Below are 20,304 nucleotides of genomic sequence, written 5' to 3'. Positions count from 1 at the left end.
ATCAAAACGAGAAGCAAAACTCCAAGAGTTTTTGCTTCTCGTTTTTTATACGATTTAAGAAAATAAATCTTAAAGTTTTTGGTTGTAGTATTCAACGACTAATGATTCGTCAATTTCAGGATACAACTCATCACGTTCTGGTAAACGAGAGAAGCTTCCTTCTAATTTTTCAGCATCGAAACTTACGAATGCTGGACGACCAAGAGTTGATTCAACAGCGTCTTTAACTGTTACGATATTTTGAGATTTTTCACGGATAGAAATCACTTGACCAACTTCAACGTGGTAAGAAGGGATATCTACGCGTTTGCCATCTACAGTTACGTGACCGTGGTTTACTAATTGACGTGCTTGACGACGAGTAGTAGCAAGGCCTAAACGGTAAACAACATTATCTAAACGTTGTTCTAGTAAAATCATGAAGTTAACCCCATGTTTACCTTCTTTGATTTTGCTTGCCTTAACGAACAAGTTAACGAATTGACGTTCGTTCATGCCATACATATGACGTAATTTTTGTTTTTCAGTTAATTGCAAACCATATTCAGATTGTTTGCCACGGCTGTTTGGTCCGTGTTGTCCTGGTTTGTAAGGGCGACGTGCTAGTTCTTTACCAGTTCCTGATAGAGAGATACCTAGACGACGAGAGATTTTCCATGATGGTCCTGTATAACGAGACATTAAAAATTCCTCCAATAAAATAAGTTTTTTGGAGTAAAATAATCTTCTGAAAAATTCATAATTGTTCAGTTCATTCTTCAACCTTCACCTTTGCAGCCGCGGTTACGCAGTTGAACCTGAAAACAAAAGTTATCGAGGCAATGAACTGTTGACAAAGCTATTATTTTTCTGCTGCATTATTTTACACAAAGAATAGTATACCTTGAAATGATAGATAACTCAAGCTTTTTTTCCGTTTTCAGTTCATTTTTACCAACCACCAGAAGCACCACCACCGCCAGAAGAACCACCGCCAAATGAATCCCAAGAAGAATTTCCACTATCAGAATGATCGTTCGACCAATTGCTAGAATTATAGTTAGAAGTCAGATAAGCAGTGGTTAAAATGCTTCCATTACTTGAATAGAGAGTATCACCAACTAGAACACGTCCAAACCCTTTCTTTTCAGATAGTGGGTTTTTTAGCAATTTTCCTCTTGTAATAGCGCGCTGAATACTTGCCTTGGATAAAAATAAGCTTGCAGCGCTCAATACAATATAATAAAAATCAGTTGATTTGATTTGTTTCAAACGTATTTGTTCATCTGTATTTGTTGTTGATCGATTTAATAACTCGCAATAGTTCTCATAATGCTGCTTTAAGGATTTGCTTGCTCTAATGATGCCAATCATTAATAATGAAGTGGTTATTAAACTAATGGCCAATAGAATTCCTGTGGTCCAATAGAAAAAATTAGTGGAGCTTTTTTGTTTTTCGATTTGGGCAATTTTAGAATCAACTAATGCTGTTTTGGTATTCATTAGAGAAAATACTTGCTCGATTACGAGAGTCACTGCTGCATCAAAATTACTTGCTTTAAATTCATCAACCACTTGATCTGCATTGATGATATCATCAGCAGTACCGTCAGGAATCAATCCTTCTAAGCCGTAGCCAACTTCTAAACGGAATTTCCGGTCCTCTAAGGCGATTAAATATAGCACGCCATTGTTTTCTTGTTTATCGCCGATTCCTAGTTGATTAAATAGTTTATTTGCGTAGGATTCGATATCTGCATCTTTCGGTAATTTGTTGATAGTGATAACTGCTAATTGTGACCCGCTAGTGCTGGCAGCTAGCTGTTTATTAAAATCATAGATTTTTTGCTTAGTTTTCTTAGACAATAGATTCGCGTTATCTGAAACGAAGATGTTATTTTTATTGATTTTCAAACTACCTTCCGTTCCTTGAATAGAAACGTCATAATTATCTTCTTTTTGTGGATAATCCTTCAAATTGTCCATATTTTCTTGTAGCAGCGTTTCAAATGATTTCGACTCCAATTTAGTAGCACCGGACTCGATAGTTTTTTTCTCTTGGATTAGCTTTTGTAAGTGTACATCATAACCATTCATCTTACTTTTGTATGTTGAATCGATAAAAAAAAGTTTACTGAAAAAGATTCCACTTAGTAAAAAAATTAGAAGTAAACTAATAATCAATATTTGATTCCTAGTTTTTAAACCAGTATACTGTGATGTGATTCGTTTTGTTAGTTTGTTTAATTTTGTAGTTTTCATTTTTTTCCTCCTTATCTTTTAAACATCCCGTTGATTAAATGTTTAATAGCTTCCCCTATTTGCTATTAAAGGATTTTTTTAATTTATTTTAGCAAGTCATGATAAAAAAATCCTCCTTCTTTAGGTGTATTTTGCTCTTTTTTTCATTTTTTTATTATTGCGGTCATTTTTTACAGAATTAAATAGAATATCTATTGTGTGTAGGGCTTTTGAAACTTTTGTGATAAAATCTTTATGTATTGTGTCGTAGATACTAAGAACGTTTTATAATTAGAAAAAACAAAGGGGAGATAATTTGTGGCTAGTTTAGCTGAAGATAGAGTCAAAAATCTTAATGTAGAGAAAACCTATTTTTTTACAATAGTGATTTTTGGTCTATTATCGATTTTTTTGACCTTCCCCCTAGCTAATGGGGATGAAGGTTATCATTTAAGTAAGGTTTACAATATGTTTTCTAGTTCACAGCCACTATCTATGGAAAAAGATACGGTTAGAGGATTAGAACTACAAGCCGTCGGTATTGCAGGAGATAGAAAAGACTTTAATGTGAGTAAATTTAATGCTACTAAGTTAAAAGATGTGGAAGATGATGGTATTAAATTCAATTTATTAAAAGATGATAATTCGACAGCTAAAATTGCTGTAGCGTATATACCCTCAGCAATCGGTGTACTTTTTGGTCGATTAATCTATCCTAGTTATGGTATGATGCTTTTCTGCGCTCGCCTCTTTAATCTGCTATTTTTTGCTATATGTATGTATTTTATTGTTAAATCAAGCCGGATTGGAAAATGGTCTCTTTATATGTTATTTACCGTTCCATTTTTGCAAAAAATTGCTAGTCCAAGTTATGATGTTTTTGCTTATATAGCGGTAGCTGCGTTTTTTGTCAATATCCTGGATCTAGCGAAACTAAAATCAGTGAAAGAAGTAAGTGCGAAGCGTGCGTTATATACATTGTTTACGATATCCTTACTTTTTTTATCGAAAAAAAATTATATTTTTTCATTATTTATTTTACCATTCTTACCGATGGTCACTAATTCCATTAGTCATTTCTTGAAACGTGTTGATAAACGCTTTAAATTAGCTTTATATGTATTAGCAGTTGTAGGAATATTCGTTGTTGTGAAAAAATTAGATGATGTTTTTCATTTAGTCCAGTTCTCAAAAACATTTTTTCATAGTTATTTGAATGTGGAAACAGCTGGTAGGCGAGGGCGGACGCTATTTACCATCACACCATCAATTTTACCTGAATTGGTTAACATCATATGGATTTTAGGTTTATTCATTGTAGCGGTTGGTGAACAAGGATTTAATTGGGATAAAAAATTAAAATACGGTGCTGTTTTAACTTTCTTTTTAAACTGGATTGGAATTTATGCTGGCTTTTATCTAGGATTTAATCGACCATCAACACCTTTTGACGAAGTAAGCGGCAGATATTTAAGTCCTTTTCTTATTTGTTTTTTACCATTAGCTCAATCTTGGCATTGGCTGTATAAGATTAAGTTAACTCAAAAGGTTGTCTCTAGAATAGCTATTGTGGTTACTGTGAGCATTTTAGTGTTTTATTTACTGATTTGTTATTATCGAGGATATGTTATTTATGTGAGTCCAACATGGGGAACAAGGTAATCAAAAAAATTAAATTAGAACGACGCTTTTTTAGGACGGATGGCTCATTCAATAATTTGCGTTAATAAATAACGATTCACTTCCTACTAGTTGTGAGTCGTTATTTATTTTTTTTTTTATATTAAGAAACAATTTGGGAATAGTATAGAAAATGAGGAAGACAAAAGTAAAAAGTACATTTATGTTATTAAGAACGAATAAACTGTATAGTCTAAGTGATTTTTGTAGAAATAAGTGACAAATTCCCTGAATTTGAAAGATATTTTCCCTGAATCGCTACTTATTTCTTTGTAGTAAGCATTTTTGTCATCTTTGTTTTATTTTATATTTGTAGTGAAAAGTATGTAACGCAAGAAACCGGAACTATCGTAAAAGAACCAAAAATTCCAGTTATCATTTGTTATACATAAAAAAAAGTGGTATTTTTGTATGAAAAAGGACTAGACAAATTATGTAAAGGTCTTTAAAATGGAAAGGACTGTTTTGAAAACGGACCTTGAAAACAAATTGAAAAGGAGCAAAATAATGAAACCAGTATCACCATTGTTTGAACTAATTGACAAATCCATTAATAAAAAAATGAACTTATTTCAAAATAGCTTTTCCCGCTATGCTTTTCGTGCCGTATTGGCATGTATGTTTCTAACCCTAGGAACAGCAGTTGCGTTTGGCGTTGCTATCAAAGGAGAAGGTATGGTTCATGGCTTAGGAAAAATTCTCTATGCCTTTATGTTTAGTTGGTCATTGGTTATGATTTTATACATGAACGCTGAACTAGGAACTTCTAACATGCTTTATATGACGGTCGGTGTTTATAGAAAGAAAATTAACTTTTCTTTTGCGGCTAAAATCTTAGTAACTTGTATTCTTTTTAACTTGATTGGTGGACTTGTTTTTGGGTATCTTGTTTCGCTGACTGTTCCCTTTCAAGATTTACCAAAAGACAGCTTCTTTTTCACGTCAATTGCTGGTAAATTAGAAAAATCAACTACCCAGATTCTTGTTGAAGGAATGTTTGCTAATATCGTTGTAAATACCGCTGTATTAGTAAGTATGCGTATGAAAGATGATGCTGGCCGAGTAGCTGCAATTATTTTTATCATTTTCATCTTTGCCTTTTTAGGTTATGAGCACGTTATCGCTAATTTCCCTGCATTTACGTTAGCTTATTTTGCTTCTCATGGAACATTGGCTGCGATGACAGCAGGTAGTGTTGCGCACAATCTGATTTGTGCATTGATTGGTAACTTTGTCGGTGGTGGGTTAGTCATGGGATTAGGTTATGCATGGCTAAATAATTCAGATACAACTTATGTAGATTAATTGATTGGAATAAATATTTCTTGTTTTATAAGAGGAATATTTATTCTTTTTTTAATGCTTTTTGGTAATAGTTAAAATGAATGATGCAAGATGTCTGATTGATTAATACTGATTTTTATGTTAAAACTGAGAATGAAGACAAACGTGTTTAGTGATTGTCTTGATTTTTATCTGAGATTCAAGTTAAGAAAGCGAGCGGAAGTAAAAATTGATGAACAGAAAACTTTTTGCATTTGATATTGATGGGACACTTTTAGGTTCTGATAAAATGCCATTAGACAGTACCAGAGAGGCATTAGCGAAACTAAGAGCGCAAGGACATTTAGTTACGATTGCAACAGGACGCAGCCGTTTTATGGCTCAAAATATAATTACTGATTTAGATTTTACAAATTATGTTCTTTGTAATGGGGCAGCGGCCTTTTTAGATCATGAACAATATTATCAAAATTTGTTAGATTTGGAAGAATTACATCGCTTTTCGGCGTTAGTTGAGCAGCAAGAGATTGGGTTAGCTTATGTTGGTTTGGATGATGTGAAAAAAACGAATCATCATGGATTAGAACAAATGACTGAAGCAATGAGAACAATCAATTATGAGGCACCAATATTAGACTTGGATTTTCATCAAACAAATGATGTCTACCAAGCATTAGCTTTTTATGATGTTGAAGATGAAGGCCGATTTGATGCGGATTTTCCAGCGTTTCGTTTTGTTCGTTGGCATCCACAAGGTGTTGATATTGTGCCTAAAAATGGTTCGAAAGCAGCCACGCTGTTAAATTTAGCGGAACGTGTTGGAATCGACCACGCCGATATTATTGCTTTTGGTGATGGAGAAAATGATAAAGAGATGCTGAGTGAAGTTGGAGTCGGTGTTGCGATGGGAAATGCAGAACAGTCAATCAAGGATGTTGCTAAGCTTGTGACGGATACAAATGATAATGATGGTATTTGGAAAGCGTTAAAACAAATGGATGTTTTATAATTAATTTACATAAACAAGCGGTCATCACTCGCGAAACATGTTGTTTCTGATTGATGACCGCTTGTTTTACGTTTAGTTAATAACTAAGACACCATCTTGTAAAGCGAATGGGTTTTCTTGATTAATGTGGTCATAGAACATAACCCCATTTAAATGATCGATTTCGTGTTGAACAACGATTGCTTCATAATTTTTTAAGCGTTTTTTATGTTTTTCACCAGCGGCATCAAAATAAGTCACAGTGATTTTATTGTGACGAACGACATACCCTGGAACTTCTCGGTCAACAGATAAACACCCTTCACCATCTGCAAGGCAAGCATCTTGAACGGAATGACTGATGATTTTTGGGTTGTACATAACTGCACTCAGTGTGGGTTCAGGATTCTCTAAATCATTGCTAGGTACATGGACTGCAATGATTCTTTTTAAAATGTCTAGCTGAGGTGCCGCTAAACCGACGCCTCCTCTTAAAGATAATTCTTCAGCTTTTTCAGGATCTTGACTGTTTTTTAAAAACTCAATCATGTCTTCACCTAATTTACTATTTTCCTCTGATAATGGAAGTGCTACTTCTCTAGCTACTTCTCTTAATGTAGGGTTTCCTTCACGGATAATATCCTTCATCGTAATCACGGATGGTTCCTCCTTTAGCTACATGGATATCTTTTCCTTCTCAATAGGAGTAAGGAATCTATCGCTGTTGATTGCTTTCCTAAGTTTATCATAATTTTAAAAAAAATGGCGAAAAATAATTGTTGTAGCAAGACAAAAGTAGCTTTTACGTTTGTTTCATTAAAAAAATAGGGAAAAACGGTTGAAATCGTTGACTAGCTCTTGCATTTCCAAAGAGTTTCCTGTAGAGTGTATCTGTATGGAAACGTACCGTCTTTTACTTGGTTGTGCGAATCACCAACGTATTACTCAGTAATAAGATGACCATTAAAATAGAAGAGGTGAAAAACATGGCAATGTCAAAAGAAAAGAAAAACGAAATCATTAAAGAGTACGCTCGTCATGAAGGAGATACTGGTTCACCAGAAGTACAAATTGCTGTATTGACTGCTGATATCAATCACTTGAATGAACACGCTCGCGTTCACAAAAAAGATCATCATTCTTACCGTGGACTAATGAAAAAAATCGGACATCGTCGTAACTTGTTAGCTTACTTACGTAAAACTGACATCCAACGTTACCGCGAATTAATCCAACGTTTAGGATTACGTCGTTAATCACAAAAAGGCTGAGGCAGAAGCGACTCGCTCTAAGAAATAGACAGTAATTTACCAAGATTATTTAAATAATCTCGGTGGATTTTAAGTCGTTTCAAATTAGAGCGGCTTCTGTCTCGCCGTGTTTACGGAAGAAAGCGACCATTTATTTGTCAGTGATTTTGTTGTTTTTAATTTAGACAAAGCAATACAAAATATGATTTCTTTGGAAAGGTTACTTTTACCTACTAACCAAATGAAAGGATGCTAAGGAGTGAGTCAAAAGCCTTAATTTCTTTTGATTTGTTTAGTAGTCGATTTCCTTTTCCGAAGAGCAAAGGAGAATGAAGTTATGTCAGAAAAACAAGTATTTAAAACAACTTGGGGCGGACGTCCTTTACAAGTTGAGATTGGTCAATTGGCCAAACAAGCGAATGGAGCTGTCTTAGTCCGTTATGGAGACACTGTTGTTTTAACTGCAGCAGTTGCTTCAAAAGATGCAAGGGATTTTGATTTTTTCCCATTGACAGTGAATTACGAAGAAAAAATGTACGCAGTAGGTAAAATTCCAGGTGGATTTATCAAACGTGAAGGTCGTCCTAGTGAACGCGCAACATTGACTGCTCGCTTAATCGACCGTCCGATTCGTCCGATGTTTGCAGAAGGTTTCCGTAATGAAGTTCAAATCACAAATACCGTGATGAGCGTGGAACAAGATTGTACACCAGAAATGGCTGCAATGTTTGGTTCATCATTAGCATTAGCGATTTCAGATATTCCATTTGATGGCCCAATTGCTGGGGTTGATGTCGGTCGTGTGGATGGAGAATATGTCTTAAATCCAACTGTTGAACAAGCTGAAAAAACAGATATCGAATTAACTGTTGCTGGAACAAAAAAAGCAATCAACATGGTTGAAAGTGGTGCGAAAGAAGTATCAGAAGAAGACATGTTAGGTGCTTTATTATTCGGTTTTGAAGCGATTAAAGAACTAGTTGCTTTCCAAGAAGAAATTGTTGCAGCAGTCGGTAAAGAAAAAATGGAAGTTAAATTATTACAAGTTGATCCAGACTTGAAAAAAGAAGTTTTTGCGGCTCATTATGCTTCAATGAAAGAAGCTGTAATGACCGAAGAAAAATTAGCTCGTGAAGTCAACATTGATGCGGTAAAAGATCATGTGAAAGAAACGTATGCTGAAAAATTTGCTGGCCATGAAGATGAAGAGCAGTTAACAAAAGAAATTAAACAAATTGCGGAAGATTTAGAAAAAGATGTTGTTCGCGAATTGATTACAATTGATAAAATTCGTCCAGATGGTCGTAAATTAGATGAAATTCGTCCACTTGCTTCAGAAGTTGGTATTTTACCGCGTGTTCATGGTTCAGGTCTATTTACTCGTGGACAAACACAAGCATTGTCTATTTGTACATTAGCTCCTCTTGGGGAGCATCAAATTATCGATGGATTAGGCGTTGAAGATAGCAAACGATTTATTCATCATTATAACTTCCCGCAATTTTCTGTAGGATCTACAGGACGTGCAGGTTCTCCAGGTCGTCGTGAAATTGGACATGGTGCATTAGGTGAGCGTGCAATGGCACAAGTGATTCCAAATGAAGTTGACTTCCCATACATGATTCGCGTAGTATCAGAAGTTTTAGAATCAAATGGTTCTTCTTCTCAAGCAAGTATTTGTGCAGGAATCCTAGCTTTGATGGATGCTGGTGTACCAATTAAAGCGCCAGTTGCAGGAATTGCGATGGGACTTGTTAGTGATGGTGAAAATTATACGATTCTAACCGATATTCAAGGATTAGAAGACCATTTAGGCGATATGGACTTTAAAGTTGCTGGAACAAAAGATGGTATTACTGCTCTACAAATGGATATTAAAATCCAAGGAATTACAGAGCAAATTCTAACAGAAGCATTAACACAAGCGAAAAAAGCTCGTATGGAAATTCTAGAAGAATTAACGTCTACATTAGCTGAACCACGTGCTGAATTAAGTCAATATGCACCTAAGATTGAAATGATTCAAATTGCTCCTGCTAAGATTAAAGATGTAATCGGTAAAGGTGGCGAAACGATTAACGGAATCATTGAAGAAACAGGTGTTAAAATCGATATTGATCAAGATGGAAATGTAAGCATTGCTTCAGCTGATGCCGAAATGATCAAAAAAGCAATCAAGATTATTGAAGAGTTAACTAAAGAAGTAGAAGTTGGCCAAGTTTACTTAGCTAAAGTTGTTCGTGTTGAAAAATTTGGTGCTTTTGTTAACCTAATCAAAGGAAAAGATGGATTGATCCATATTTCTCAATTGGCGAATGAACGAGTAAATAATGTCGAGGATGTTGTGAAATTAGGCGATGAAGTGCTTGTTAAAGTCATGGAAATCGACAAACAAGGTCGTGTCAATGTTTCTCGTAAAGCGATGTTGAATGAAGAGAATCAAGGGAAATAAGTTTGATTTTTACAGTTTAGCGTAAAGAAAATTAGTGTTTTTGATAAATAGAAAGAATAAGGACAAATGGTTATCGTTTGCCTTGTTCTTTTATTTATTATGGAAACAAATTGAAATAATAAAAAATCATAAAGACGCACCACAGCTCTTTTGTTTCCTAATAATTAATGGTAAAATTGACTCTACATGCTATTAGTCTAAAAGATTATCTGAGGTGTCCACGTGAAAAAGTTTAATCCTAATAAAAATATAATTATAGCCCTAATCACAATTATTGTTGTTGTAACGATTGTTAGTGTCACAGTTGCCCAAAGAACGAATAAAGGAAAAACGAACGTAGCACAATCCGCTTTAAATGATGGTGTTGGTTTTGTTGATAAAATTATTTCGTTTCCTGGTAAAGCAATTACTAATGGTGTTTCTGCAGTTAGTAGTTTATTTGGAACGTATGACGAAAATCAACAGCTCAAAGCAAAAATCGATGATTATGGTGAGTTAGCGCTCCAAAATGATGATTACAAAAAAGAAATAGAAGCTTTAAAACAAGAATTACAATTAAATGATACATTATCAAACTATGAAAAAGTAGCTGCAAATGTGATTACACGTTCACCAGATACTTGGCAAGATTTATTAATTGTTGATAAAGGATCTGCAGATGGTGTTCAAGTGAATATGGCAGTGATGTCACAAGCTGGGATTATTGGTCGTGTGATTGAAGTCAATACAAAATCATCTAAAGTAGAACTTTTGACCTCTAAAAACCAAAGCGCCAATCATTTTCCTGTGCGTATTAGTTCATCCAATGGCGATGCGTATGGCTTGATAAAAACATATGATGAAAAGGAACAAGCATTGATTGCTACGCAATTGACAGGTGATACGGATATTAAGGAAGGCGACGTGGTTCAAACTTCTGGATTAGGTGGAAATTCTCCAGCTTATTTACCAATTGGAACTGTACAAAAAGTGAAGCCTGATAGTTTTGGCTTAGATAGAGAAGTCTATGTTAAACCGTATGCTAAAATGGATGGTAGCATCAAATTTGTGACGATTGTAAAACGAATGGCTGAGGAAGGGTAGACAAAAATGTTAAAGAAAAATAGGATTTATTTTGCGCCTGTGCTGTTTTTTTTACTGATGCTGATTGATGGCCAGCTTACATGGGCATCAGAAGCTTTGACTGATGGCGCTTATTTAGCAAGTGCACATCTGATGCTGCTTGCTTTTATGATGGCGACACAAAGTTTTTCGAAACGTTATTTGTTGATTACTGCAATCATTATAGGGATGATTTGTGATAGCTATTATTTAGGCGTTATAGGCATATATACCGTAGCATTGACGGGAACTGTTATGCTGATGTTTACCTTTATTCGGGTAATCCATATGAATTTGTTGACAGGTTTTTTTGGAATGATTATTTTTGTGACAGTATATGAGTTGATTGCAGTAGGACTACAAGTGATTTTTCAACTATCTAATGTGATGCCAACATTATTCATTACAAAAGTACTTGGACCTACATTGTTATTTAATATGCTGATTTATGTTGTTTTTTCATATCCATTCAAAAGACTATTCTCTAATGATTAGTCTTTTTTTAGATTGAAATTGCGTGAGGTAGGCAGAGTTTAAGTTCCGTAGGATTCCATTTTTGTCAAGTTCTTTTAAATCGTAAGGAATAAAAACGACTACTGAAATATTTTTGTAATGTAGGTATTATCTCAATGACATACAGCTATGTTACACTAATTTTATCTAAGTTTATAAATAATTGACAGTGAATATAAATGATTAATAGCTTTTGGAGGATATGAAAAGTGAAAAAAAAGATGTTGTCAACATTAATGGTAGGGACTGTTTTTTTTAGTGGGATAGCCCTAGAAACAGTTGCTCAAGCAGATGAATACGATACGAAGATTGAACAACAAAATCAAAAAATAAATGATTTGAAAGCAAAAGAAGAAGAAGCAGAAAATGCTTTAGCAAAAGTAGAAGCAGATATTTTTGAAACGAATACTAAAATCGAAGAATTGACGCAAAAGAAAGATACATTGACTGAAGAAGTAAAGAAAATGTACGATGAAATCTCAGATTTGAATGTACGAATTCAAAAAAGAGAAGATCAAATGCAAAAGCAAGCGCGGGATGTCCAAGTGAGTGGAAGTACCGGCTATTTAGAAGTATTAATCAATTCAGAATCACTTCCCGATGCCTTAAATCGAATTCAAGGAATTAATAAATTAGTGAGTGCAAACAATGATTTGTTGACACAGCAGACGGATGATAAAAAAGAAGTAGAAGAAAAATCGAAGCAAACAGAAATCCAAGTGGCTGATTTAGAAAAAGCAACAACGGACTTAAATGAAAAAAAAGATACATTGAGTACCTTAAAAATTGAACAAGAAGTAGCTAAAAACGAATTGGAGATTCAACGTTCCAACGAAGAAGGTAAAAAATCAGAGTATGTTTCACAAAAAGAAGCAGCTGAGAAAAAATTGGTTGAAGAACAAGAACGACAAAAGGCTGAAATCGAAAAAGCGAAGCAAGAAGCAGAAGAAGCAGCTAGAAACGCAGCCCTTTTTAACCATACGACGAATGTTATTGAAACAGATGGAACTACTTCGAAACAAACGGTTCCTAGTACTGGCGGTAATAAAAGCAATGAAACAAGTATTGGTGGAGACGGTCAAGTTTCCGAAGCCAAGAAAACAGCAGCAAAGGCAGCTCTAGCAGATGTGGGTAACACATATCCAACCGGCTGGGGTGCCCAAGGTGAATGTTTAGTATCGGTTAGAAGATGGTTGAATGCTGGTGGGATCAGTTTTGCTGTCGGTGGACCGCATAGTGGCTATACTGCATCAGGTGCCGTAGAAGTACCTTGGTCAAGTGTTCAAGTTGGTGATGTTGTTCAATATGAAAATGCAATAAGTCCAGATGCATGGTTAACAGGCGTTCATACAGTTTTGGTTGTCGGTGTCAACAATGGATCAGTTCAAATTGTTGAAGCAAATAATCCTGGTGGTAGTGGCTATGTGTCAACCACAACAGGTTGGGTTCCAAGTCCTTATATGGCGAATTTCAGAGCAGTTGTTTGGCGTTTTCCTGGTTAAATCCGAGAAACAAAGGACAATGGTTGTTTAAAACGATTAGCTAAATGAAAATGTTGTTTAAAGTCGAGCAACTTTCTTAGTATATACACTGAGAAGCTGCTCGACTTTTTTAGATATAGTGTTAGCTATTAAAAATGAAATTACTTGGAAAAAGAAAGAATATTAATTGAGCTATAGCGTTATTTTAATAACTATATTATCAGAAATAATTCACTTTATTAAATGGATTATTGATTGTCAGTATTTGAGAGGAAATGAAACATTCCTGTAACACTATCTTTATCTCAGTGACATGTGACTATGATACAATGATTTCGTTGTTAATAAAAGAATGAAAATTTACGTAAAAATACATAAAAAAAAGAGAAACAAACTAGTTAAGTCGGAGGAATGAATAGTGAAGAAAAGTGTATTACCAGTATTGATGATTTGTTCTATGGTCCTTACTTCAGTAGGCGCACCAATTGCAGCATTAGCAGATGACGTAGACTCGAAAATCCAGCAAAAAGATCAAAAAATCAGTGGCTTGAAATCTCAGGAAGCAGATGCAGAAAGTCAAATCTCATCTTTACAAAACCAAGTTGCAGATATCAATGATAAAGCAGCAACTTTATTATCAGATCAAGGTAAATTAAGAGAGAAAACAGATCAATTAGCTAAAGATATCGATCAACTAAACAAACGTATCGACAAACGTCAAGAAGCTATCCAAAACCAAGCTCGTGATGTACAAGTAAATGGTAATAGTACTAGCTATATGGATGCAGTCTTAAATGCAACATCTATTTCTGATGCAATCACTCGTGTTCAAGCAATGTCAACAATTGTTAAAGCAAATAACGACTTAGTTAAACAACAACAATCTGACAAACAAGAAGTAGAAACTAAAAAAGTTGAAAATGAAGATAAATTACAAGAACTTCAAGAAAATCAAGTGGCTTTAGAAACACAAAAGGCCGACTTGGTAAAAGCGGAAGCTGACTTAAACGTTTTACAAGCAAGCTTAGCAGCAGAAAGATCAACTACTGAAGGCGAAAAAGCTAATTTAGTGAAACAAAAAGAAGAAGCGGAAGCAGAACGTGCTCGTATTGCTGAACAAGAAAAAGCAGCAGCAGAACGTGCGAAACAAGCAGAAGAAGCAGCGGCTGCGACAGCAGCAGCTAATGAAGTTGAAGCAACAAATACACAACAAACAACAACAGGTACTGGAGATACACCTCAACAAGGTGGTACTGGTGGTGGAGAAGTCGTAAGACCAGAACCAGAAAAACCTAAAACTCCAGATCCAGATCCAGTTCCAGAACCGACAGGTCAAGGAGCAGTTGCCACTGCTTTAGCACAAGTTGGTAAACCATATGTTTGGGGAGCTACAGGTCCAAGTAGTTTTGACTGTTCTGGTTTAGTTTATTATTCATTCTTAAACGGTGCTGGACGTCAATTAGGTCGTGTAACAACAGCTCAAGAAACTGCTGGAACACAAATTCCAGTTAGCCAAGCACAAGCTGGCGATTTATATTTCTGGGGTTCTCCAGGTGCTAGCTACCATGTAGCAATTGCTACTGGTGGAGGCGGATATGTACATGCTGGTAACCCAAGTACAGGTGTTGAAGTAAGTAGTGTAAGTGCATTTGCTCCAAGCTTTGCTGTACGTATGTAATCCAAATTCATTTTAGATATTATAAAACTAGAGGACATTCAGCCCTCTAGTTTTTTTGTACAAAAAAATAAGAGGATGATGAAATAAAGTAAACATCACTTAAATTTTATCGTCCTCTTAAACTATTCAATTATTTAGCAAGATAAGGTTCAGTCAATGTAATAAAGTCATCAACATCTTTTACCACTTGATCAATAGCAGCTTGCCAAAAATCTGGTTTAGTTAAGTCTACACCCAAATGTTTTTCAGCTAATTCTTCAGAAGTCATTGCTGCTGTATCTTGTAATAAAGCAATATACTCATCTTCAAATGCTTTTCCTTGTTTATTTGCATAAGCATAGATTCCCATGCTAAATAAATAGCCAAATGTATAAGGAAAGTTGTAAAAAGGAATATCATCAATAAAGAAATGCAATTTACTTGCCCAAAAATGTGGATGGTAAGTTGCCAAACTATCTTGATAACTTTCTTTTTGTGCTGCTAACATCAATTCAGTTATTTCATCTTCACTTAATAAGCCTTCTTGACGAGCGCTATAAAAGTTTGTTTCAAAAATAAAGCGAGCGTGAATATTCATAAACATCGCAATCGCATTTTGCATTTTAGTATCAAGTAAATTGATTTTTTCCTCAGGAGTAGTGGCTTCTTTTAGTGTTGCATCTGCAACGATTAATTCTGCCAGTGTACTAGCTGTTTCTGCTACATTCATTGCATAGTCTCGATTCAAAGTAGGTAAATCCCACATAACGCTACTGTGAAAAGCATGTCCTAGTTCGTGAGCTAAAGTTGCCACTTCATTCACTGAATTTCCAAAAGTCATAAAAATGCGTGATTCCTTTGTTTCAGGTAATTCGGTACAGTATCCACCAGGTCGTTTGTCCGGTCTATCTTCAGCTTCAATCCAGCTCTTTTCAAAAGCTTTTTCAGCAAAACGAGCCATTTTCGGACTGAACTTTTCAAAATTTTTAATGATAAAGTCTGCAGCTTCGTCAAAACTATATGTTTTTTCTTCCAAATCACCTAAAATAATCGGAGCATCTTGATCTTGCCACGCCATTTTTTCGTCTCCAAATAATTGTGCTTTTCTAGTTAAGAAATCAACAAAGGGTTGTTTATTTTTTTGAATCGTTTCCCACATAACATTCAGTGTTTCTTTTTTCATACGATTATATGTCAGTGGTTTTTCTAAAAAGTCATTAACACCATGCAATTGATAATCGCTTAGACGGAATCCATCTAAATGATTCAACGTATCAGCCAGCAAGCTTGCGTGCTCACCCCAAACCTTTTCCCAGGCAGTAAATAATTTTGCGCGGGTCGCTTTATCAGGGTCACTCATCATACGATTGAAGGCTTGACCAATAGAAAGGTCAGTGATAGAGTGATCTTTTTCTTCAAAGGGAATTGAAAGTGTGGCAACAATCGTATCATAATGACTACTCCAAGCGTTTAGCCCATCCAAAGAAAGAGTGTTGATAATATTTTCTTCTTTTTCAGACAATAATTGTTGTCCTTCTTTGCGAATTTCATTTAAGCGAAAAGCGATAGGTTTGAAAGTATTGTTTTGAACTAATTCTTCCCATTTGTTGTTGGAAATTTCAGTAATTTTTTTTGTAAAAACGGTCTCTGCTAATTGGCTTGCAGGCAATAAAGAAAGTAATTTTCCAGATAAAAGTTTTGCCTTAGTATCTTTTGTATTTGCAGATAAAAGTGCATTGATAAAGCTACTGCATTGGGAAAAACCGTTTGTAATGGTACTTTGTAAAGATAGAATATGTTGAAGTTGTTCATAACGTGTATCTGTTTCGGGCAACCAATTTTCAATTGCTTCATAATATTTCTTGATTTGTTGTTCCAATTCGGTCATCCGATGCTTTAATTCAACAGACTGGCTTCCGCCAGGGAAAATCGTTTCTAGATTCCAAATAGTAGAATAGGTCACAAAAAATTCCTTCTTTCATTTATGTTTATTATAGTATAGCATAAGAAACGATAAATAATGGATTGTTTAATTCTGGATAAAACGTATAATATAAAGAAGAAACGAGGGAATAGAATGAAGAAAAAATTACAGAATAGAAATTTATATATTGTAGCAGCATTTGTCGTGATGGCTATTTTATTTTACAGCTCTTCTCAAACCTATGAACAACAATCTCAAGTCGGTTTTTTAGCGAAATGGTTGAAGAATGAACCGTTTAAAGCACAACTTAGTAAAATTTCATTTATGTATGCAGGAGATGAAATCAGTGTTCATGCGAAAGGATACATTAAATTTGTTGAATTCTTAATTCGTAAAGGCGCTCATTTTGGAACGTATTTCCTGTTGGGAGGCAGCTGGTTTTTAGGGTTACAACCGCGGATCAAAGGATTATTTTTGACAGGGACTGTTTCATGGTTGGCGGCTACTGGTTATGCTGGATTAGATGAGTTCCATCAAATGATAACTGGTGATCGGACACCGCTATTTCAAGATGTAATGCTAGATTCTATGGGGGCATTAACGGCTATAGGCATTTGTTTATTGTTTATTGGCGTTAAACGATTGCGAAAAAAATAAAGAATAAAAAATCAGGCTAAAGCTGGATGTAATGATTAGTTATTTAGATTATAGTAGCATTAACTAAGTCATTTTTTAGGAAGGCTGAAACAAAGATGAAAAAATGGGGTAAAAGAATGGGAATGACGCTTATTTTTATTGTGGGTCTCTTTGTTGGACTGAAATTTTATACAGTCAATAATACTTCTGAAAGTGCAGCAATCATTGATCTGATAAATCCAATTGTTAGTGAAGAAACGTTTTATACAAAGACAAAGGCTGAAATTGCTTATGAATATCCAGATGCGGTCAGTAAAGTAGAAAACTATGCGTACATTCAAGAGTGCTACAATCAAGAGGGGCAAAAAAGAGTCCTGAAATTTGTATCGTTTGGTAAAAAGTTAAAAACAAATCGTTTTTTGAAATTATCTAGTAAAGGACAATATATTCGCTCTTGGGAAGAAGTTCAGGAGAGCAACTTACCTGTAAATATGGTCAAACGGTTTTAAATGATTCAGTCATTTGTCAATCTTCGAAAATTAATTAAAATTCATGGAGCTGTTTGTCGATTTTTTCGAAGAACGGCTTTTTTGGTTTATTTATTGAGTTCTCTTTTTGAAAAGCGGTTGCATCTAAACGAAAGAATAGTAAAATGAAAGAGAATACTACATCGGTAAAAGAGGAGGAAGTCTCATGGCAGGACACAGTAAATGGAAAAATATTCAAGGACGAAAAAATGCGCAAGATGCAAAACGAGGAAAGATATTTCAGAAAATCTCTCGTGAAATTTATATGGCAGCAAAAGCAGGTGGACCTGATCCAGCGATGAATCCTGCTTTACGATTGGTTGTAGATAAAGCGAAGGCTGCGAATATGCCAAATGATAATATTGATCGGGCTATCAAAAAAGCCAGTGCTTCTGGTGAAGGAGAGCATTATGATGAAATCATTTATGAAGGTTATGGACCAGCTGGTGTGGCAATTTTAGTTTATGCATTGACTGATAATCGAAATCGAACAGCAACGAATGTCCGAGTGGCTTTTACTCGTAATGGTGGTTCTTTAGGTGAAACAGGTTCAGTAAATTATATGTTTGATCGTAAAGGCTACTTAGTGATTGAACGTGAAGGATTAGCGGTAGATGAAGAAGCAATGTTTGAACAAGTGATTGAAGCTGGTGGTGAAGATTTAGAAACTACCGATGAAGTTTTTGAAATTTATACAGCGCCTGAAGATTTTGTAGAAGTCCGAGATGCGTTAGAACAAGCAGGGTATACATTAGCTCAAGCAGAATTGACGATGATTCCTCAAACGATGGTAGCTTTGACGGAGGAACAAAGTGAAAAGTTAGCAATTTTAGTAGATAAATTAGAAGAAGATGATGATGTGTCAGAAGTATTTACTTCTGCTGAGTAGGAAGGTAAATCGTTAAAAATAGTCCGTTTTATCGGGCTATTTTTTTATGTATACATTTGTATACAGTAGAAAAGAGGTCGATGTACACGCTAACAGACAGATAAAAAAGTAAATAACTGGTATTCTGAATTTATTAGGAGGCAGAAAATGAATTTTAGTAAACAATTGAAAAAATATCGGGAACTTAAAAACTTTTCTCAAGAAGAGTTAGCGGAAAAAATTTATGTGACACGACAAACGATTTCAAAATGGGAGAATGAAAAATCCTATCCTGATATTCATAACTTAATTGCGCTCAGTCTTTTGTTTGATATTTCTTTAGATGAATTGATTAAAGGAGATGTAGAAAAAATGGAACAAGAAAGGAATCTAAAAACAATTACCACTTATTCTTGGTGTATGTTGATTTTTATAGTTATCGGTGCAATTTCAATAGGACCAGCGATAAAATATTATGGTGTTAATGGCGTATGGATTCCACTAGTTTTTTTAGGAATTGCGATGTATTCAGCCTTAAAATTAGAACGAATAAAAAAAGTGCATCAGATAAAAACGTATTCAGAAATTTTAGCATTTTTAGAGAATAGAGAAATTGATGTAGAAAGTAGTAAACGAGATCAGAAAAAAGATTTTTGGTCAAAAGTCTGGTTAGTTGTAGCTTTTTTCTATTGGAGCAGGTCTTTTTTCAGGAATCAGTCTGTTGATCTTCTCCTGAAAAGAAGCCAAGTATTGATTTAACTATGATTCAATAGTTGTAATCAAAACTTGGTTATTTTCTTTCAATAAAAGTATAGGGAATTAAAAGTGAAGCTTGCTTACCCGACAATAATAATTGAAAAGCTTTTTTCCCACATACGTCTAAATGGTGGTCAATCGTTGAAAAATTTAGTAATCGGCTAGATAATAAATTTTCTTCTCCGATGATTTGAATACGTTTATTTTCTAAAGACTGTGAAATGCCTGCACCAATATCATCTCCGTTGGCTAAAATGGCAGTAATTCCTTTCACTTTATTGAAATAATATCCTGCTTGTATTCCGTCTTCAAATGTATGGCACTCTCTAAAGAGCATTTCTTTATCAAGCGAACCAAAAACGGTACGAAAACTTTTGAGTAACAGACGAGTACTGGCACTGATATATTCTTCTCGTCCAACAGTTAAACCGATTTTCTTATGTCCAGCTGCTTTTAGTTTAGCGAAAATAGCAAGATAAGAAGCTTCTCGATCGATTGAGACCGATGAAATTGGAAAATTTTCAGTACTTTCACAACAAACGATCGGAGCATATTTGGTATATTCTGAAATACGTTCAAAAGAAATTTTCTTTGATGTGATAATCAAACCATCAAACGTTTTTGCTTTTAATTCTTCAAGATACTGTAGCTCAATATCTAATTCATAGTTTGTTGGTAAAAGGGTCACTTTATATCCTTGTTGAAAGGCTTCTTGATAGATTCCTGCTGTTAATTTTTCGTGATACGGATGATTGGCATAGGGTAGCATAACACCAATATGTTTCGCATTTCCATTACTTAAAGCACGAGCTTTCGCATTAGGCGTATAGTCTAAGTCATGGATGATTTGCTGAATTTTTTTTCTTTTTTCTGCTGTAACATAAGGATGATCATTCAAAACTCTCGAAACTGTCGCCACAGAACAACCTGAAAGTCTAGCAATATCTTTGATAGTGGTCATGAATAT

General features: G+C 34.9%; 18 protein-coding genes. 13 read left to right on the top strand and 5 right to left on the bottom strand.

The annotated features are described in order from the left end of the window. Nucleotides 1-69: 69 nt before the first annotated feature. The gene (rpsD, locus tag ACYSNW_RS06735) at nt 70-681 is read right to left on the bottom strand and encodes a 30S ribosomal protein S4 (protein ID WP_461743719.1); all 612 of its coding nucleotides are present in this window, start codon (nt 679-681) and stop codon (nt 70-72) included. A gap of 249 nt (nt 682-930) precedes the next feature. Continuing rightward, nucleotides 931-2,241: a TPM domain-containing protein gene (locus tag ACYSNW_RS06730; protein ID WP_461743718.1), complete on the bottom strand. Its 1,311-nt coding sequence runs from the start codon at nt 2,239-2,241 to the stop codon at nt 931-933. Between the two features lie 297 nt (nt 2,242-2,538). On the opposite strand from ACYSNW_RS06730, the gene ACYSNW_RS06725 reads away from it, so the two are divergent. From ACYSNW_RS06725 to ACYSNW_RS06715, 3 genes are all read left to right on the top strand, one after another. Further along, nucleotides 2,539-3,882, top strand: a complete 1,344-nt coding sequence (locus ACYSNW_RS06725; RefSeq protein WP_461743717.1) for a DUF2142 domain-containing protein — start codon at nt 2,539-2,541, stop codon at nt 3,880-3,882. 525 nt (nt 3,883-4,407) lie between these two features. Continuing rightward, complete coding sequence (locus tag ACYSNW_RS06720; protein WP_461743716.1) at nt 4,408-5,205, top strand: formate/nitrite transporter family protein; 798 nt, start codon at nt 4,408-4,410, stop codon at nt 5,203-5,205. A gap of 211 nt (nt 5,206-5,416) precedes the next feature. Then, nucleotides 5,417-6,193 (top strand): HAD family hydrolase, encoded by a 777-nt coding sequence (locus ACYSNW_RS06715; protein WP_461743715.1) that lies wholly within the window; start codon nt 5,417-5,419, stop codon nt 6,191-6,193. Between the two features lie 72 nt (nt 6,194-6,265). Here the strand turns inward: ACYSNW_RS06715 and def are convergent, their stop codons facing one another. After that, the gene (gene def, locus ACYSNW_RS06710) at nt 6,266-6,829 is read right to left on the bottom strand and encodes a peptide deformylase (protein WP_461743714.1); all 564 of its coding nucleotides are present in this window, start codon (nt 6,827-6,829) and stop codon (nt 6,266-6,268) included. Between the two features lie 329 nt (nt 6,830-7,158). Here def and rpsO point away from each other — a divergent pair, with 329 nt between their 5' ends. The 6 genes from rpsO to ACYSNW_RS06680 all read left to right on the top strand — a co-directional run bounded on the left by rpsO (nt 7,159) and on the right by ACYSNW_RS06680 (nt 14,647). Next, a complete protein-coding gene (gene rpsO / locus ACYSNW_RS06705) occupies nt 7,159-7,428 on the top strand; it encodes a 30S ribosomal protein S15 (protein WP_069663025.1) in 270 nt (89 codons plus the stop codon). A gap of 331 nt (nt 7,429-7,759) precedes the next feature. Then, entirely contained in the window at nt 7,760-9,874 is a 2,115-nt protein-coding gene (gene pnp / locus ACYSNW_RS06700; RefSeq protein ID WP_461743713.1) for a polyribonucleotide nucleotidyltransferase, read from the top strand. A 222-nt stretch (nt 9,875-10,096) separates the two neighbouring features. Then, entirely contained in the window at nt 10,097-10,957 is an 861-nt protein-coding gene (gene mreC / locus ACYSNW_RS06695) for a rod shape-determining protein MreC (RefSeq protein ID WP_461743712.1), read from the top strand. Between the two features lie 6 nt (nt 10,958-10,963). Next, a complete protein-coding gene (mreD, locus tag ACYSNW_RS06690) occupies nt 10,964-11,470 on the top strand; it encodes a rod shape-determining protein MreD (protein ID WP_461743711.1) in 507 nt (168 codons plus the stop codon). A gap of 227 nt (nt 11,471-11,697) precedes the next feature. Further along, nucleotides 11,698-12,990, top strand: a complete 1,293-nt coding sequence (locus ACYSNW_RS06685; RefSeq protein ID WP_461743710.1) for a coiled-coil domain-containing protein — start codon at nt 11,698-11,700, stop codon at nt 12,988-12,990. A 397-nt stretch (nt 12,991-13,387) separates the two neighbouring features. Beyond that, nucleotides 13,388-14,647, top strand: coding sequence for a C40 family peptidase (locus tag ACYSNW_RS06680; protein WP_461743709.1), 1,260 nt, complete (start codon nt 13,388-13,390; stop codon nt 14,645-14,647). Nucleotides 14,648-14,777: 130 nt separating this feature from the next. Here ACYSNW_RS06680 and ACYSNW_RS06675 read toward each other — a convergent pair whose 3' ends face one another. Continuing rightward, nucleotides 14,778-16,589, bottom strand: coding sequence for a M3 family oligoendopeptidase (locus ACYSNW_RS06675; protein ID WP_461743708.1), 1,812 nt, complete (start codon nt 16,587-16,589; stop codon nt 14,778-14,780). 114 nt (nt 16,590-16,703) lie between these two features. Between ACYSNW_RS06675 and ACYSNW_RS06670 the strand changes: the two genes are divergently transcribed. The 4 genes from ACYSNW_RS06670 (at nt 16,704) to ACYSNW_RS06655 (ending at nt 19,340) form a co-directional block, all read left to right on the top strand. Next, on the top strand, nt 16,704-17,207 hold the full coding sequence (locus ACYSNW_RS06670; protein ID WP_461743707.1) for a VanZ family protein: 504 nt from the start codon (nt 16,704-16,706) through the stop codon (nt 17,205-17,207). A gap of 95 nt (nt 17,208-17,302) precedes the next feature. Next, nucleotides 17,303-17,695: a YxeA family protein gene (locus tag ACYSNW_RS06665; RefSeq protein ID WP_461743706.1), complete on the top strand. Its 393-nt coding sequence runs from the start codon at nt 17,303-17,305 to the stop codon at nt 17,693-17,695. A gap of 184 nt (nt 17,696-17,879) precedes the next feature. Next, nucleotides 17,880-18,602, top strand: coding sequence for a YebC/PmpR family DNA-binding transcriptional regulator (locus ACYSNW_RS06660; RefSeq protein WP_461743705.1), 723 nt, complete (start codon nt 17,880-17,882; stop codon nt 18,600-18,602). Nucleotides 18,603-18,749: 147 nt separating this feature from the next. Beyond that, nucleotides 18,750-19,340, top strand: coding sequence for a helix-turn-helix domain-containing protein (locus ACYSNW_RS06655; RefSeq protein WP_461743704.1), 591 nt, complete (start codon nt 18,750-18,752; stop codon nt 19,338-19,340). 31 nt (nt 19,341-19,371) lie between these two features. Here the strand turns inward: ACYSNW_RS06655 and ACYSNW_RS06650 are convergent, their stop codons facing one another. Then, nucleotides 19,372-20,298 carry a LacI family DNA-binding transcriptional regulator gene (locus tag ACYSNW_RS06650; RefSeq protein ID WP_461743703.1) on the bottom strand — a complete coding sequence of 309 codons (927 nt, stop codon included), beginning with the start codon at nt 20,296-20,298 and terminating at the stop codon, nt 19,372-19,374. Nucleotides 20,299-20,304 lie beyond the last annotated feature (6 nt).

The organism is Enterococcus sp. LJL99 (genome assembly GCF_054871725.1).
This window is presented reverse-complemented; position numbering and strand designations above follow the sequence as displayed.